Origin of the sequence: Inmirania thermothiophila (assembly GCF_003751635.1) — a bacterium.
GTDB classification, from domain to species: domain Bacteria; phylum Pseudomonadota; class Gammaproteobacteria; order DSM-100275; family DSM-100275; genus Inmirania; species Inmirania thermothiophila.
Genome location: NZ_RJVI01000001.1, coordinates 228,605 through 241,348 on the forward strand (window position 1 = coordinate 228,605; position 12,744 = coordinate 241,348).

The following is a 12,744-nucleotide window of genomic DNA, read 5'->3' on the forward strand; positions in this document are numbered from 1 at the left end:
CGGCGACCGCATCGAGGCGCGGCTCGACCGGCGCGGCGATCGCATCGAGCAGCGCCTGGATCGGCGCGGCGACCGCATCGAGGCGCGGCTCGACCGGCGCGGCGATCGCATCGAGCAGCGCCTGGATCGGCGCGGCGACCGCATCGAGGCGCGGCTCGACCGCCGCGGCGACCGCATCGAGCGGCGCCTGCACCGGCGTGCCGACCGCCTGCGCCGCCAGAACTGAGCGGAAGACGCGGTGGCCGGGGATGGGGCCGCGGCCGGCGCACGCCCGTCCCCGGCCCCGCCGCCCTGCTACCATGAGGTCCTCCCGGATGCCGGAGGCGAACCGCTGGAACGGCAGGCGACCCTGGAGCGCTTCTTCGCCGAGGTCGGCGCGCGCGCCCTGCGCCACGCCGAGCTCGCCACCGGCGACCGCGACGAGGCCCTGGACCTGGTGCAGGAGGCCATGATCCGGCTCGCCAGCCGCTACCGCCACCGGCCGGCGCAGGAATGGGGGGCCCTCTTCTACCGCATCCTCGAGAACGGGATCCGCGACTGGCAGCGCCGGCAGGCGGCGCGGCGGCGCTGGCTGGGCTGGCTCCGCCTCGCCGACGGCGCGGGCGGGGACGCCGCCCCCGATCCCGCCCCCGACCCGGCCTCGGAGCTCGCCGCCGAGGATGCCCGCCGCGCCCTGGAGCGGGCCCTGCGCACCCTGCCCTGGCGGCAGCAGCAGGCCTTCCGCCTGCGCGTGTGGGCGGGGCTCGATGTGGCCTCCACCGCACGCGCCATGGGCTGCTCCGAGGGCAGCGTCAAGACCCACCTGTCGCGGGCGCTGGCCGCACTGCGCCCGCTGCTGGAGGCCTACCGACCATGAACGAGCGGCAGATGGAGGCGCTGGCGCGGCGGGCCCGCGCGCTGCTGGAGACCGCGCCCGGACCGGACGCGGCGACCCGGGCCCGCCTCGAGGCGGCGCGCCGGCGCGCCCTCGCCGCGCCGGCGCGGCGGCGGATCGCGGCGGGATGGGGCGCGGCCGTCGCCGCCGGGCTTGCTGCGGCGGCGCTGTGGCTGGGCTGGCCCCGGCCCGGGGCCGTGCCCGCCGAGGCGCTGGAACTGGTGGTGGTGGATGCGCCGCCCGAGCTCATCGAGGAGCTGGACTTCTTCCTCTGGCTCGAGGAGACGGAGGGCCGCGATGCCGGCTGAGGCGGCGGTCTTCGCCCTGCTCCTCGCCGCGGCGCCGCCCCCGGAGGGGGACGAGCCGCCGCCGAGCCTGGAGCTTCTGGAGTTCATCGGCAGCTTCACCGCCGAGGACGGCACCTGGGTGGATCCGCAGATGCTGGCGACGGAGGAGGCGCCTCGCCCGCCGTCCGGCAGGGAGAGAGAGGACGATGCGCGCTGAACGGCCGTGCCCGACCGCGGCCACGGGGCGTCTTGCGGTCGGGATGCTGCTGCTGTTCCTCTGGGCGGCGCCGGCGCCCGCGGCCCCGTCCTGGGACGCCCTCACCCCCGAGGAGCAGCGCCTCCTCGCCCCCCTCGCCGAGCGGTGGGACACGCTGCCCGAGGCCCGGCGCGAGCGGCTCCTGGCCGGTGCGCGCCAGTGGCTGCGCCTCGGCCCCGAGGAGCGTGCGCTCATGCGCGAGCGGCTGCAGCGGTGGAAGGCCCTGCCCCCGGAACGGCGCCGCGCGCTGCGCCGCCGCCTGGAGCGCTACCTGGCCCTGCCGCCGGAGCAGCGGGCGCGGCTGCGGGAGCGCTACCGCTGGTTCCGCGCCCTGCCGCCGGAGCGGCGCGAGGCCCTGCGCGAGCGCTGGCGGCGGCTGCCGCCGGAGCGGCGCCGGACGCTGCGCCGGCGCTGGGAATCGGCGCCGCCGCGGCACCGGCCGCCCGCCGCTCCCCGCCCCGGGCCGCGGCGCGGGCGCTGAGCCGCTCAGCCCTGGGCGGGCTCGAAATCGGCCAGGCGGCGGAACTGCAGGGCGTAGAACATCTCCAGGTAGCGGCGCGTCTCGGCCCGCTCGAGGTTGGTGACGTATTTCCAGAAGCCGTAGACCCGCGCCAGGGTCATCATCCGCTCGGCATAGAGGGCCCAGGTGTAGCGCGCCCGCACCCGCGCCAGGGCGGCCTCCGAGACCCGCCGCCAGTGCTCGGGCTCGGCGGCGCAGCGGGCGAAGAAGTCGGCCATGATCTCGGCCGCGCGCTCGCCGTGGTTGGGGTCGATGTGGAAGCCCGAGACCCCGTCCTCGATGATCTCCAGCGGCCCGCCGTAGCAGGTGGCGAAGGTGGGCAATCCCGAGGCCATGGCCTCGATGACCGTCAGCCCGAAGGCCTCGAACAGGGCCGGCTGGACGAAGGCGCCGTGCAGGTCGGCGACGTAGCGGTAGAGCTCGCCGGCGAGGTTCTTCTCCAGCCGCAGGCCGAGCCAGCGCACGTTGCCGTCGAGGCCGTGGCGGTCCATCAGCTCGTGCATGCGCGTGATCTCGGCCCGCTCCTCCTCGTCGTCGGAGCGCGCCGGATCCACGTGCCCCGCCACCACGACGAGGTCGGCCAGCGCACGCAGCCGCTCGCAGCCCGCGTACCAGGCCACTAGACCGGTGATGTTCTTGATGCGGTCGAGCCGCGCCATGGTGAAGAGCAGCGGCCGGCCGCGCTCGGCGAGCACACCGCGGCTGTCGGGCAGCCCCGGCTCGTAGAGCAGGCGCTCGATCTCGGGGTGCAGGGCGCGCAGCCGGCGCGTCTCGTCGCTGTAGGGGAAGTAGACCTCGGGGTCGGCCCCCGGCGAGACGATGTTGAACTTGGGGTCGAAGATGTCGATGCCGTCCACCACCCGGTAGAGGCCCGGGAGGGTGAAGGCCTTGTAGCTCTCGTACTGCCCCACCTGCTCGCGCCGCCCGGCGATCTCCTGATAGGTGCTGGTGATGATGAAGTCGGCGGCGTTCATGGCGATGAGGTCGGCCGTGAACTGGCAGGCGAAGTGGTACTGGGGCTCGTTGTCGCGCCAGTAGAGGTCGGCGTAGAGGTACTTGGCCTTCTCCAGGGCGTGGGCGATGGTGCACAGGGTGACGTGCAGGCGCTGGGCCAGCAGGGTCGCCACGAGGTTGCCGTCGGAGTAGTTGCCGATGATGAGGTCGGGGCGGCCACCCAGCTCGGCGAGGAGCTCGCGCTCGGCGTCGGCGGCGAAGCGCTCCAGATAGGGCCAGATCTGGAAGCGGGAGATCCAGTGCGGGATCACCTCGCCGTCGCGGCCGCGGAAGGGCACGCGCAGGATACGCGCGTTGCGGGTGCCCACGATGGGCTCGATGCGCTGGTCGCAGGTGGTGCCCTCGGCCTCGGGGATGAGGCGGGTGACCACCAGGATCTGGGGCTCGATGTCGAGGCCCTGCTCCTCGAGGCGGCGGCGCATCTCCCGCTCCAGGGCCCGCACCTGGTCGAGGATGTAGACCACCTGGCCGCCGGTGTCAGGCCGCCCGAGGACGTTGGCCTGCCCGAAGTAGCCGTGGGGGGAGAGGATGGCGATGCTGAAGATCATCGGCACGCGGCCGAGGAAGCGCTCCAGGGTCGCCGGCTCGGGGGCCTCGAGGATGTCCGACAGCAGCCCCAGGGTCTCGCGCATGCGCGCCACGGTCCGCCCCCAGCCCGGCTCGAAGCCGAGGAACTGCAGGGCATGGCCCACCTCGTCCCAGCCCGCGTCGTCGCGGTGGCTCGCCAGCAGCTCCTCGGCCCGGCGCACCGCCCGGCGCAGCCCGGCGACGTCGTGGATGCGGCCGTTGAGCATGAGCTGGCGGCCGCGGTACTGGTGCACGCGCAGGAACTCCAGCAGCCGCCGGTCGCCGCGGCCCAGCTCGTCGAAGAGCTGGCTCGAGAGGCGGCGATTGAGGAACTCGACGCCGCGGCCGATGGAGCGGCTCTCGTGCAGCTTCGGGAACTCCCGGTTGAAGGGGCCGAGGTCGAGCTCGAGCACCCACGTCCCGGGCGGCGGCGCCTCCACCTGCCGCTCCTTGAAGGCGAGGAACTCCGACACCCCGATCTCCTCGTGGCGCACCTGCTCGAGGTGGAAGCGCAGATAGCGCCAGCGCGCCACGTAGGGGCGCAGGGCGACGTAGACCCAGGGCGCCTCGATCACCGCCTCCTGCGCGCCGGCGATGGCGCGCCCGAGGGGCGAGTCCACCAGCTCCTCCAGCCCCTGGGCCTCGCAGAAGGCGAGGAACTCGTCCCACAGATCGGAGCGCAGCAGGAAGGGCCGGCCGAGGCCGGTGTAGTGGCGCAGCAGCAGGTAAAGGACGTCGCGGTGGCCGGCGACGAACTCGTCGAGGCTCTCCATCATGCGCTGGCCGTCTCCGGCACGCGGATCTCCTCCTCGAGGAACCGGTAGTGGCGCAGCCCCTCGAGAATGCCCCAGGCGCAGCGCCCCTCGGCGAAGTATACGCGGGAGCGGCCGCGCAGCCGCTCGAGCTCGGGGCTGTAGTTGCCCACCACCACCCCCAGCATGTCGCCGCGCAGCATCTCCTCGTCGTTGCCCGAGTCCCCCGCCACCAGGATGCGCTCCGGCGTCAGGCCCCATTTCACCGCGAGGTAGCGCAGCGCCATCCCCTTGGAGGCGCGGATGGGCAGGAGGTCGAGGTAGCGCCCGTGGGAGAAGATCACGTTGGCGTGGAGGTCGCGCTGGCGCAGATGGCGGCGGATCGCGCGCACGGAGGGGGCGCGCTCGGGCTCGACGAAGTAGCTGAGCTTGTGGCGGCGCTGCTCGCTCGCCGGCTGCAGGCGCAGGCCCGGCAGCTCGGCCATGGCCTCCACCAGCCGCGGGCGGTCCCAGCGGTAGTCGATATGGCGCTGCCAGGAGACGTCCTCGATCATCCAGTGGCCGTAGTGGATCTCGGCGCCGACGGCGGTGACGAGGATGTCCGGCACCGGCACGCCCCACGCCTCCAGCACCGCCAGCGCGCTGTCGAGGCGCCGGCCGGTGGCGACGGCGAAGCCGACGCGGGCGCCGCTCGCGGTGAGCGCCTCGAGGAGGGCGGCGAGCCCCTCGCGGTCGCCGATCAGGGTGTTGTCGATGTCGGCCACCAGCAGCCGCTCCACCATGGGCAGGCGCGAGCGCGTCGGCACCACGGTGCGCCGGCGCGGCCTGCGCCGCAGCACCCGCCGCAGCGCCCGCAGGTAGGTGGCGGCGTGGCTGGCCCAGCTGTAGTGGCGGTGCACCCCCCGCACCCCGGCCTTGGACCAGCGCTGCCAGCGGGCGCGGTCGGTGAGCGCCTCGAGCAGCGCCTCGCCCATGGCGTCGGCGTCCAGGGGGTCCACCAGCAGCCCGTTGTGGCAGCGGGCCAGGATCTCGCGCGGCCCACCGTCGTGGGTCGCGACCACGGGCAGGCCGCTGGCGGCGGCCTCGATGAGGGTCAGGCCGAAGGGTTCGGTGAGCGCGGGATTGACGAAGACGCCGCGCCGGCGGGCGGCGAGGCGGTAGAGGTCGGCGACGTCGCTGGGCTCGTGGTGCCTGGGGTAGGCGACGAGGCCGTAGAGGTCGTAGCGGTCGATGGCCAGCAGCAGCTCCGTCAGCACCTCCCGCGGGCCGCGCTCCATGGCGCGGATGTCGTCGCGGTTGCCGGCGACGATGACGAGGTTGGCGAGCGCGCGCAGGCGGTGGTTCTCGGCGTAGGCCTGGACCAGGGTGACGAGGTTCTTGCGCGGGTCCGGGCGGGAGAGGGCGAGGATCATGGGGCGGCGCGGCTCGCGCAGGAAGCGCGCCAGCTCGGCGGCGATGGGGGGGTCGCCCTCGCCCCGGCGCGGGGGGTGGAAGCGGGCCAGATCCACCCCCGGCGGGATCACCGCCATGCGCCGCGGGTGGTGGTTGTCGTAGCTCGCGTACTGCTCCTCCACCTCCTGGCGCGTGCTCGCCACCACCAGGTCCGCGGCGTCCAGAGCCTGCTCCTCGGCCTCGATGCGCTGGCTGATGTTGTACTGGGCCTCGATGGCCTGCGGCCGCATGCCCTGCGCCAGCAGCCGCTCGCGCTTGACCCGCCCGAGGGAGTGGCCGGTGAAGACGAAGGGCACCCCCAGCAGCCCCGCCAGCCGCGCCCCGGCGTAGCCGGCGTCGGCGTAGTGGCCGTGGACCACGTCGGGCAGCTGCCCGACCCGGCGCACGTGCTGCAGGGCCTGGTCCACGAAGCTGTCCAGATAGGGCCAGAGCACCTCCTTGCGCAGGTAGCGGCGGGGGCCGAAGGGCAGGCGCACGATGCGGGCCTTCGGCGCCAGCACCTCCTCGGGGCGCGCGTAGTCGGGATCCACCTTGGGGTCGATGACCTGGCGCGTGAGCAGGTCCACCCGCCGGACCTCGGGCGCGGCGGCGAGGGCCCGCGCCAGCTCCACCACGTACTTGATCTGGCCGCCGGTGTCGGCGTCGCGGCCGAGCTCGAGGTTGTGGCCGCGCACGAGGCCGTGGAGGCTGATGAGGACGATGTAGAGCCCGGCGCCGCCATGGCCGCGGCCCTCGGGCCCGCGCCGCTCGGGCTCGGCCCCGCTGGCGCGGGCGAAGGTCGTGAGGCGGCCCGTGCGCCCGCTCACGCCCAGGCCTCCCGGTGGCGGCGGTAGACGGCGGGGTCGTCGATGGTGGCCCCGCGCACGGTGCAGACCTCGGCGGCGAAGGCCACCGCCCGCGCCACGAGGACCTGCGCCGGCCAGCCGGCGAGGAGGCCGAGCAGCGCCACCGCGGCGAAGGCGTCCCCCGCGCCCACGGTGTCGGCCACCGCACCCACGGGCGGGGGCGCCACCCGGCACTCGCCGTCCGCCCCCACCCACATCGCCCCCTGCGCCCCCAGGGTGAGCAGCACCGCCTCGGCGCCGAAGCGCCCGCGCAGCCGGCGCGCCCGCGCCGCGGGGCCGCCCGCGCCCGCCGCGGCCAGCGCCCCCAGCTCCTCGTCGTTGAGCTTGATCCAGCGGGCCCCGGCGAGGAGCGTCTCGACCCCCTCCTGCGACCACCAGGGCGGACGCAGGTTGACGTCCACGAAGGTCGGCGCGCCGAGACGCCGCAGGGCCTCGATGGCGGCGCGCGAGGGGGCCGCGCGCGCCGCCAGCGACCCGTGGTAGAGGAGGGCGGGGCCGGCCGCGCGCGCCGCCGCCGCGGCGGCCGCGGCATCGATGTGGTCCCAGGCGGCGTCGGCGACGATGTCGAAGGCCGGCTGGCCGTCCTCGCCGAGGCGCACCTGCACCGTCCCGGTGGGGTGGCGGGGGTCGCGCTGGATGCCGGCGGTGTCCATGCCCCAGCCCGCCATCGCCGCGAGCAGCCGCTCGCCGAGCGGGTCCTCGCCGACGCGGCTCACCAGCAGGGGACGCAGCCCGAAGCCCTGCAGGTGCCAGGCGACGTTGAAGGGGGCGCCGCCGAGCACCACCGAGCCGTCCTCGAAGCAGTCGAAGAGGACCTCCCCGATCAGGACCGGCCGGCCCGCGCCCCCAGCCGTTGCCTTCGTGTCCGCCATCCCCGGCTCAGGCCGCCCCGGCGCGCGCGGCCATGGCCCGCAGCCCCGGCTCGAAGAAGAACTCCGCCTCGCCGAAGGCGGGCCGGAGCTGGTCGAGCCAGGTCGCCTCGGCGTCGTAGCGGGCGAAGAAGGGCCGGTGGAGCCAGTCGGGATCCCGCGCCTGCAGGAAGCGCAGCACGAAGACCCGCTCGCCCGCCACCTCCGCCACGCCCTGCACCTCCACCTTGCCCGGGGTGGCGCTCATGGAGGGGCCGCGCACGGTGCGCGCAAGCCCCGAGACGCGGGCGATGGCCTCGCGGTAGATGGCGTGGGCGCGCGCCAGGGGCAGCTCGAAGTAGCGGCGGGCGCCGGTGTCGCGCTCGACGAACATGTAGTAGGGGATCATGCCGAGGCGCACCTGCTCCCGCCACATGCGCGCCCACACTGCCGGGTCGTCGTTGATGTGGCGCAGCAGCGGGGCCTGGGTGCGGATCTCGGCGCCGGTGGCCCGGATGCGGGCGATGGCCTCGCGCGCGGCCTCGCTCTCGAGCTCCTGGGGGTGGTTGACGTGGGCCATCACGGCGAGGTGACGCCCGGCGGCGACGATGCGCTCGAACAGCCGCAGCAGCGCGTCGGCGTCCGGATCGGTGAGGAAGCGGAAGGGCCAGAAGGAGAGGGCCTTGGTGCCGATGCGGATGTCGGTGACATGGGCGAAGGCCGGCGTCAGCAGCGGCTCCAGATAGGCCGCCAGGTGCTGGGTGCGCATCACCATGGGGTCGCCGCCCGTGACCAGGAGGTCGGTGACCTCGGGGTGGGCGCGCAGGTACGCCTGCAGGCTCGCGGCGTCGCGCTCGGCGAAGCGCAGCTCGCGCTCGCCCACGAACTGCGGCCAGCGGAAGCAGAAGCTGCAGTAGCTGTGGCAGGTCTGCCCCTGGGCCGGGAAGAAGAGCACCGTCTCGCGGTACTTGTGCTGCAGCCCCTGCAACCGGCGCCCCTGAAGGCGCGGCACGTTGAGCCGGCGCTGTCCGGCCGGGTGGGGGTTGAGGCGCGCGCGCACCGCGGCGACGGCGGCGGCGATCTCGGCCTCCGGCGCCCCCCGGCGCAGCAGCGCGGCGATGCGCCGGAAGTCCTCCGGCTCGAGCATCCCCGGCTGGGGGAAGGTGAGGCGGAAGACGGGATCTTCCGGAACCCGCCCCCAGTCGATGAGCTCCTCGATGACGTAGCGGTTGACCCGGAAGGGCAGGACCCGGGCCACCACCTCCATGGCGAAGCGGTGATCCGGGTCGAGGCGCGCAAGCTCCGGGATCGCGGGCAGGTGCCGCGCGGTGTAGACCTCGAGGCGGCGGGGCGAAGGCCGGATCACGGGCCGGGCAAGGCCCGTACGGGAGATGCCTGTCATGTCTCTTCCCTCCTTCTGCGGCCGGCGCTCGGGGGGAGGGTCCCCCGGCCCGCGGCGCGGGCCGGCACGCCGGTGTCTGCCGCCCGCGGCGCGCCGCGGGCCCCCGCCGACCGGGCGGGGATCCAATACCCTAGCACACCCGGCGGCGCGGTCGCGCCTACTCCACCGTGACCGACTTGGCGAGGTTGCGCGGCTGGTCCACGTCGGTGCCCTTGAGGACCGCGGCGTGGTAGGCGAGCAGCTGCAGCGGCACGGTGTAGACGATGGGGGCGGTGGAGGGGCAGGTGTCGGTGAGGGGGAGGCTGCGGTAGCGGTCGAGGGGGATCTCCACCTCGCCGTCGCTGAAGAGGAAGAGCTCGCCGCCGCGGGCGCGCACCTCCTGCAGGTTCGAGAGCACCTTCTCCAGGAGCGGGTCGCGCGGCAGGGTGCACACCACCGGCATCTCGGCGTCCACCAGGGCCAGGGGGCCGTGCTTGAGCTCCCCCGCCGGGTAGGCCTCGGCGTGGATGTAGGAGATCTCCTTGAGCTTGAGCGCCCCCTCCATGGCCACGGGGTAGAAGACGCCGCGGCCGAGGAAGAGGGCGTGGCTCTTGTCGGCGAAGGCCTCGGCGAGGCCGCGGATCGCCTCGTCGAGCCGCAGCGCCGCCTCCACCTGCCGGGGCAGGGCCTCGAGCTCGTCGCAGAGGGCGCGCTCGCGCGCCGCGTCGAGGCCGCGGCGCCGGCCGAGGGCGATGGCGAGCAGGCGCAGGGCGACGAGCTGGGTGGTGAAGGCCTTGGTGGAGGCCACCCCGATCTCGGGGCCGGCGCGGGTCATGACGGCGACGTCGGACTCGCGCACCAGCGAGCTCTCCGGCACGTTGCACACGGTGAGGCTGCCCACGTAGCCCAGGCCGCGGGCCCGACGCAGGGCCGCCAGGGTGTCGGCGGTCTCGCCCGACTGGGAGATGGTGACGAAGAGGGTGCCCTCGGGCACCACCACGGCGCGGTAGCGGTACTCGCTCGCCACCTCCACCTGCGCCGGCACACCCAGCTCCTCGAGCCAGTAGCGGGCCACCAGCCCGGCGTGGTAGGAGGTGCCGCAGGCGACGATGTGGACGCCGCGGGTGCGGTCGAGCAGGGCCCGCGCCTCGTGGCCGAAGGCCTCCTCCAGGAGCCGCCCGCGGTGCACCCGCCCCTCGAGGGTCTCGGCGATCACCGCCGGCTGCTCGTGGATCTCCTTGAGCATGTAGTGGCGGTACGGCCCCTTTTCGGCCGCCGCCGCCGAGACCGCGGTCACCCGCACGGGGCGCTCCACGGGCGCACCCGTGGCGTCGAAGACGCGCACGCCCCCGCGGGTGAGCTCGGCGACGTCGCCCTCCTCGAGGAACAGGAAGCGGCGCGTCACCGGCAGGAGGGCGAAGACGTCGGAGGCGATGTAGGCCGCGCCCTCGCCGAGGCCCACCACGAGGGGGCTGCCCGCACGCGCCGCCACCAGCCGGTGGGGCTCGTCGGGGCAGACGACGCCGAGGGCGTAGGCCCCCACCAGCTCCCCCACCGCCCGCTGCACCGCGCGCAGCAGGTCGCCCTCCTGGTCGAGGAGATGGGCGAGGAGGTGGGCGATGACCTCGGTGTCGGTCTCGGAGGTGAAGCGGAAGCCGGCGGCGGCGAGGCGCGCGCGCAGCTCGGCGTGGTTCTCGATGATGCCGTTGTGGACCACGGCCACGCGCTCGCCGCTCATGTGGGGATGGGCGTTGCGCTCGGCGGGCATGCCGTGGGTGGCCCAGCGGGTGTGGGCGATGCCGAGGGGGCCGGCGAGGGGATCGGCGGCGAGCCGCTCGGCAAGCTGCGCCACCTTGCCCACGGAGCGGATGCGGTGGAGCCGCCCGCCCTCGGTGAGGACGGCGATGCCCGCGGAGTCGTAGCCGCGGTACTCGAGCCGGCGCAGCCCGTCCATGAGGATGGGGGTGACGTTGCCGCTGGCGATGGCGCCGACGATCCCGCACATGGACCGTCCCTCCTCCTCGGCTCCCTGCCCGGGAGTCTATCTCAACCGCGCTCCCCGGGGTCGCGGTCCTTGCGCGGGCGCTGCCAGTGGGGCACGGTCTGCTGCGGCACGCGGCTGAGGGTGAGCCCGCCCGGGGGCACGTCGCGGGTGATGGTGGAGCCGGCGCCCACGGTGGCGCCGCGCCCCACCCGCACCGGCGCCACCAGCTGGGTGTCGGAGCCGATGAAGGCCTCGTCCTCGATCACCGTGCGGTGCTTGCGCGCGCCGTCGTAGTTGCAGGTGATGGTGCCGGCGCCGATGTTGACCCGCGCCCCGATCTCGGCGTCGCCCAGGTAGGCGAGGTGGTTGGCCTTGCTGGCGCGGCCGAGGCGGGCGTTCTTGACCTCGACGAAGTTGCCCACGTGGACCGCCTCGGCGAGCTCCGCGCCCGGACGCAGCCTCGCGTAGGGGCCGACGCGGGCCTCGGCTCCGATGCGCGCCCCCTCCAGGTGGCAGAAGGCCTCCACCACGGCGCCCGGCCCCACCTCGGTGTCGCGCAGGACGCAGAAGGGCCCGACGCGCGCCCCCTCGCCGAGGACGACCCGCCCCTCGAGGACGACGCCGACGTCGATCTCCACGTCGCGTCCCACCGTCACCTCGCCCCGGATCTCGACCCGGGCCGGGTCGGCGAGGCTCGCCCCCGCGGCCATGAGGGCGGCGGCGCGCCGCCGCTGCAGCACCCGCTCGAGGGCCGCGAGCTGGGCGCGGTCGTTGACCCCCGCCACCTCCCAGGGATCGGCGCAGGGCAGGGCGGTGACGGGGACGCCCTCGGCGACGGCGAGGCCGACGATGTCGGTGAGGTAGTACTCGCCCTGGGCGTTGTCGCGCGAGAGCGCGCCGAGCCAGCGGCGCAGGGGCGATGCGGGCGCGGTGAGGATGCCGGTGTTGACCTCGCGCAGCGCGCGCACGGCCTCGTCCGCGTCGCGCTCCTCGACGATGGCGCGGACCCGGCCCGCGGCGTCGCGGACGATGCGCCCGTAGCCGGTGGGGTCGGCGAGCTCCACCGTGAGGACGCCGACCCCGTCGGCGGCGGCCTCGAGCAGCGCACGCAGGGTCGCGGTGCCGATGAGGGGCACGTCGCCGCAGAGCACCAGCACGCGGGCCTCGTCGGGGACCGCGGGGAGGGCCTGGGCGACGGCGTGGCCGGTGCCCAGCTGCTCGCGCTGGTGCACCCAGGCCACCTCGGCGCCGTCGAAGGCCGCGCGCACGGCCTCGCCGCCGTGGCCGTGGACGACGTGGATGCGCCCGCCCAGGGGCGCCGCCGCGCGCAGGACGTGGGCGAGCAGGGGCTCGCCGCCCAGCCGGTGCAGCACCTTGGGCCGGGCCGAGCGCATGCGCCGGCCCCGGCCCGCGGCGAGGATCACCACGTGCAGGGGCGCGCTCATGCCATGGGGGCGAAGCGCGCGACCCCCTCGGCGCGCTCCTCGGGGGTGGCCTCGCGCACGGCGTCGACGACGAGATGGAAGACGAGGGTGCGCCCGGCGAGGGGGTGGTTGCCGTCGATGGTGACGCGGCCGTCCGCGATCCGCGTCACCCGGAAGGTGCGCCACTCGCCGCGGTCGTTCACCATCTCCACCTCGGCACCCACCTGCCGGAAGGGCGGGGGCACCTCCTCGATGGGCTGCTCCACCCGCAGGCCCGGGTCGGCCTCGCCGAAGCCCTCCTCCGGGGGCAGCACCACGCGCAGGGTCTCCCCCGGGCGCCGGCCCTCGAGGGCGCGCTCCAGGGCGGGGAGCAGCCCCTCGCGGCCGCCGCCGTGAACGTACTGCACGGGGATGTCGCTGCGCTCGAGGACGGTGCCGTCCTCGGCCTCGATGCGGTAGCGCAGGGCCACCACCCGCCCGGCGCGGACCTCGTCCGTCCCTGCCTTCATGGCCGCCTCCCCTGGGAGCACAGGGGGCTAG

At 75.2% G+C, this 12,744-nt stretch carries 11 protein-coding genes; 4 read left to right on the top strand and 7 right to left on the bottom strand.

Annotated features, from left to right (window positions below; all coding sequences use genetic code 11):
- Window positions 1-238: 238 nt before the first annotated feature.
- Genes EDC57_RS01055 through EDC57_RS01070 form a run of 4 tightly spaced genes read left to right on the top strand, consistent with a single transcriptional unit; the run spans window position 239 to window position 1,898 of the window.
- A complete protein-coding gene (locus tag EDC57_RS01055; RefSeq protein ID WP_245995093.1) occupies window positions 239-856 on the top strand; it encodes an RNA polymerase sigma factor in 618 nt (205 codons plus the stop codon).
- Entirely contained in the window at window positions 853-1,182 is a 330-nt protein-coding gene (locus tag EDC57_RS01060) for a hypothetical protein (RefSeq protein WP_123399384.1), read from the top strand. The genes EDC57_RS01055 and EDC57_RS01060 overlap by 4 nt, the downstream gene beginning before the upstream one ends.
- A complete protein-coding gene (locus tag EDC57_RS01065) occupies window positions 1,172-1,378 on the top strand; it encodes a hypothetical protein (protein ID WP_123399386.1) in 207 nt (68 codons plus the stop codon). The genes EDC57_RS01060 and EDC57_RS01065 overlap by 11 nt, the downstream gene beginning before the upstream one ends.
- Window positions 1,368-1,898 (top strand): DUF3106 domain-containing protein, encoded by a 531-nt coding sequence (locus EDC57_RS01070; protein WP_123399388.1) that lies wholly within the window; start codon window positions 1,368-1,370, stop codon window positions 1,896-1,898. The genes EDC57_RS01065 and EDC57_RS01070 overlap by 11 nt, the downstream gene beginning before the upstream one ends.
- Before the next feature lie 5 nt (window positions 1,899-1,903).
- On the opposite strand, the gene EDC57_RS01075 is transcribed toward EDC57_RS01070, so the two are convergent.
- The 7 genes from EDC57_RS01075 to EDC57_RS01105 form a co-directional block, all read right to left on the bottom strand.
- On the bottom strand, window positions 1,904-4,294 hold the full coding sequence (locus EDC57_RS01075; protein ID WP_425454780.1) for a sucrose synthase: 2,391 nt from the start codon (window positions 4,292-4,294) through the stop codon (window positions 1,904-1,906).
- Complete coding sequence (locus EDC57_RS01080) at window positions 4,291-6,528, bottom strand: HAD-IIB family hydrolase (RefSeq protein WP_123399392.1); 2,238 nt, start codon at window positions 6,526-6,528, stop codon at window positions 4,291-4,293. The genes EDC57_RS01075 and EDC57_RS01080 overlap by 4 nt, the downstream gene beginning before the upstream one ends.
- A complete protein-coding gene (locus EDC57_RS01085) occupies window positions 6,525-7,439 on the bottom strand; it encodes a PfkB family carbohydrate kinase (RefSeq protein WP_123399394.1) in 915 nt (304 codons plus the stop codon). Before EDC57_RS01085 ends, EDC57_RS01080 begins: the two co-directional genes overlap by 4 nt.
- Window positions 7,440-7,446: 7 nt before the next feature.
- Window positions 7,447-8,817: a KamA family radical SAM protein gene (locus tag EDC57_RS01090; protein WP_245995094.1), complete on the bottom strand. Its 1,371-nt coding sequence runs from the start codon at window positions 8,815-8,817 to the stop codon at window positions 7,447-7,449.
- Between the two features lie 157 nt (window positions 8,818-8,974).
- Entirely contained in the window at window positions 8,975-10,801 is a 1,827-nt protein-coding gene (glmS, locus tag EDC57_RS01095) for a glutamine--fructose-6-phosphate transaminase (isomerizing) (protein ID WP_123399395.1), read from the bottom strand.
- Window positions 10,802-10,842: 41 nt separating this feature from the next.
- Complete coding sequence (glmU, locus tag EDC57_RS01100; RefSeq protein WP_211331848.1) at window positions 10,843-12,225, bottom strand: bifunctional UDP-N-acetylglucosamine diphosphorylase/glucosamine-1-phosphate N-acetyltransferase GlmU; 1,383 nt, start codon at window positions 12,223-12,225, stop codon at window positions 10,843-10,845.
- On the bottom strand, window positions 12,222-12,713 hold the full coding sequence (locus EDC57_RS01105) for an FKBP-type peptidyl-prolyl cis-trans isomerase (RefSeq protein ID WP_123399397.1): 492 nt from the start codon (window positions 12,711-12,713) through the stop codon (window positions 12,222-12,224). The genes glmU and EDC57_RS01105 overlap by 4 nt, the downstream gene beginning before the upstream one ends.
- Window positions 12,714-12,744 lie beyond the last annotated feature (31 nt).

Excerpts from the sequence above, each read along its gene's own strand:
- EDC57_RS01060 (WP_123399384.1), top strand. The coding sequence starts at position 853 with ATGAACGAGCGGCAGATGGAGGCGCTGGCGCGGCGGGCCCGCGCGCTG.
- EDC57_RS01090 (WP_245995094.1), bottom strand. The coding sequence starts at position 8,817 with ATGACAGGCATCTCCCGTACGGGCCTTGCCCGGCCCGTGATCCGGCCT.
- EDC57_RS01075 (WP_425454780.1), bottom strand. The coding sequence starts at position 4,294 with ATGATGGAGAGCCTCGACGAGTTCGTCGCCGGCCACCGCGACGTCCTT.
- EDC57_RS01065 (WP_123399386.1), top strand. The coding sequence starts at position 1,172 with ATGCCGGCTGAGGCGGCGGTCTTCGCCCTGCTCCTCGCCGCGGCGCCG.
- glmU (WP_211331848.1), bottom strand. The coding sequence starts at position 12,225 with ATGAGCGCGCCCCTGCACGTGGTGATCCTCGCCGCGGGCCGGGGCCGG.
- EDC57_RS01105 (WP_123399397.1), bottom strand. The coding sequence starts at position 12,713 with ATGAAGGCAGGGACGGACGAGGTCCGCGCCGGGCGGGTGGTGGCCCTG.
- EDC57_RS01085 (WP_123399394.1), bottom strand. The coding sequence starts at position 7,439 with ATGGCGGACACGAAGGCAACGGCTGGGGGCGCGGGCCGGCCGGTCCTG.
- EDC57_RS01070 (WP_123399388.1), top strand. The coding sequence starts at position 1,368 with ATGCGCGCTGAACGGCCGTGCCCGACCGCGGCCACGGGGCGTCTTGCG.
- glmS (WP_123399395.1), bottom strand. The coding sequence starts at position 10,801 with ATGTGCGGGATCGTCGGCGCCATCGCCAGCGGCAACGTCACCCCCATC.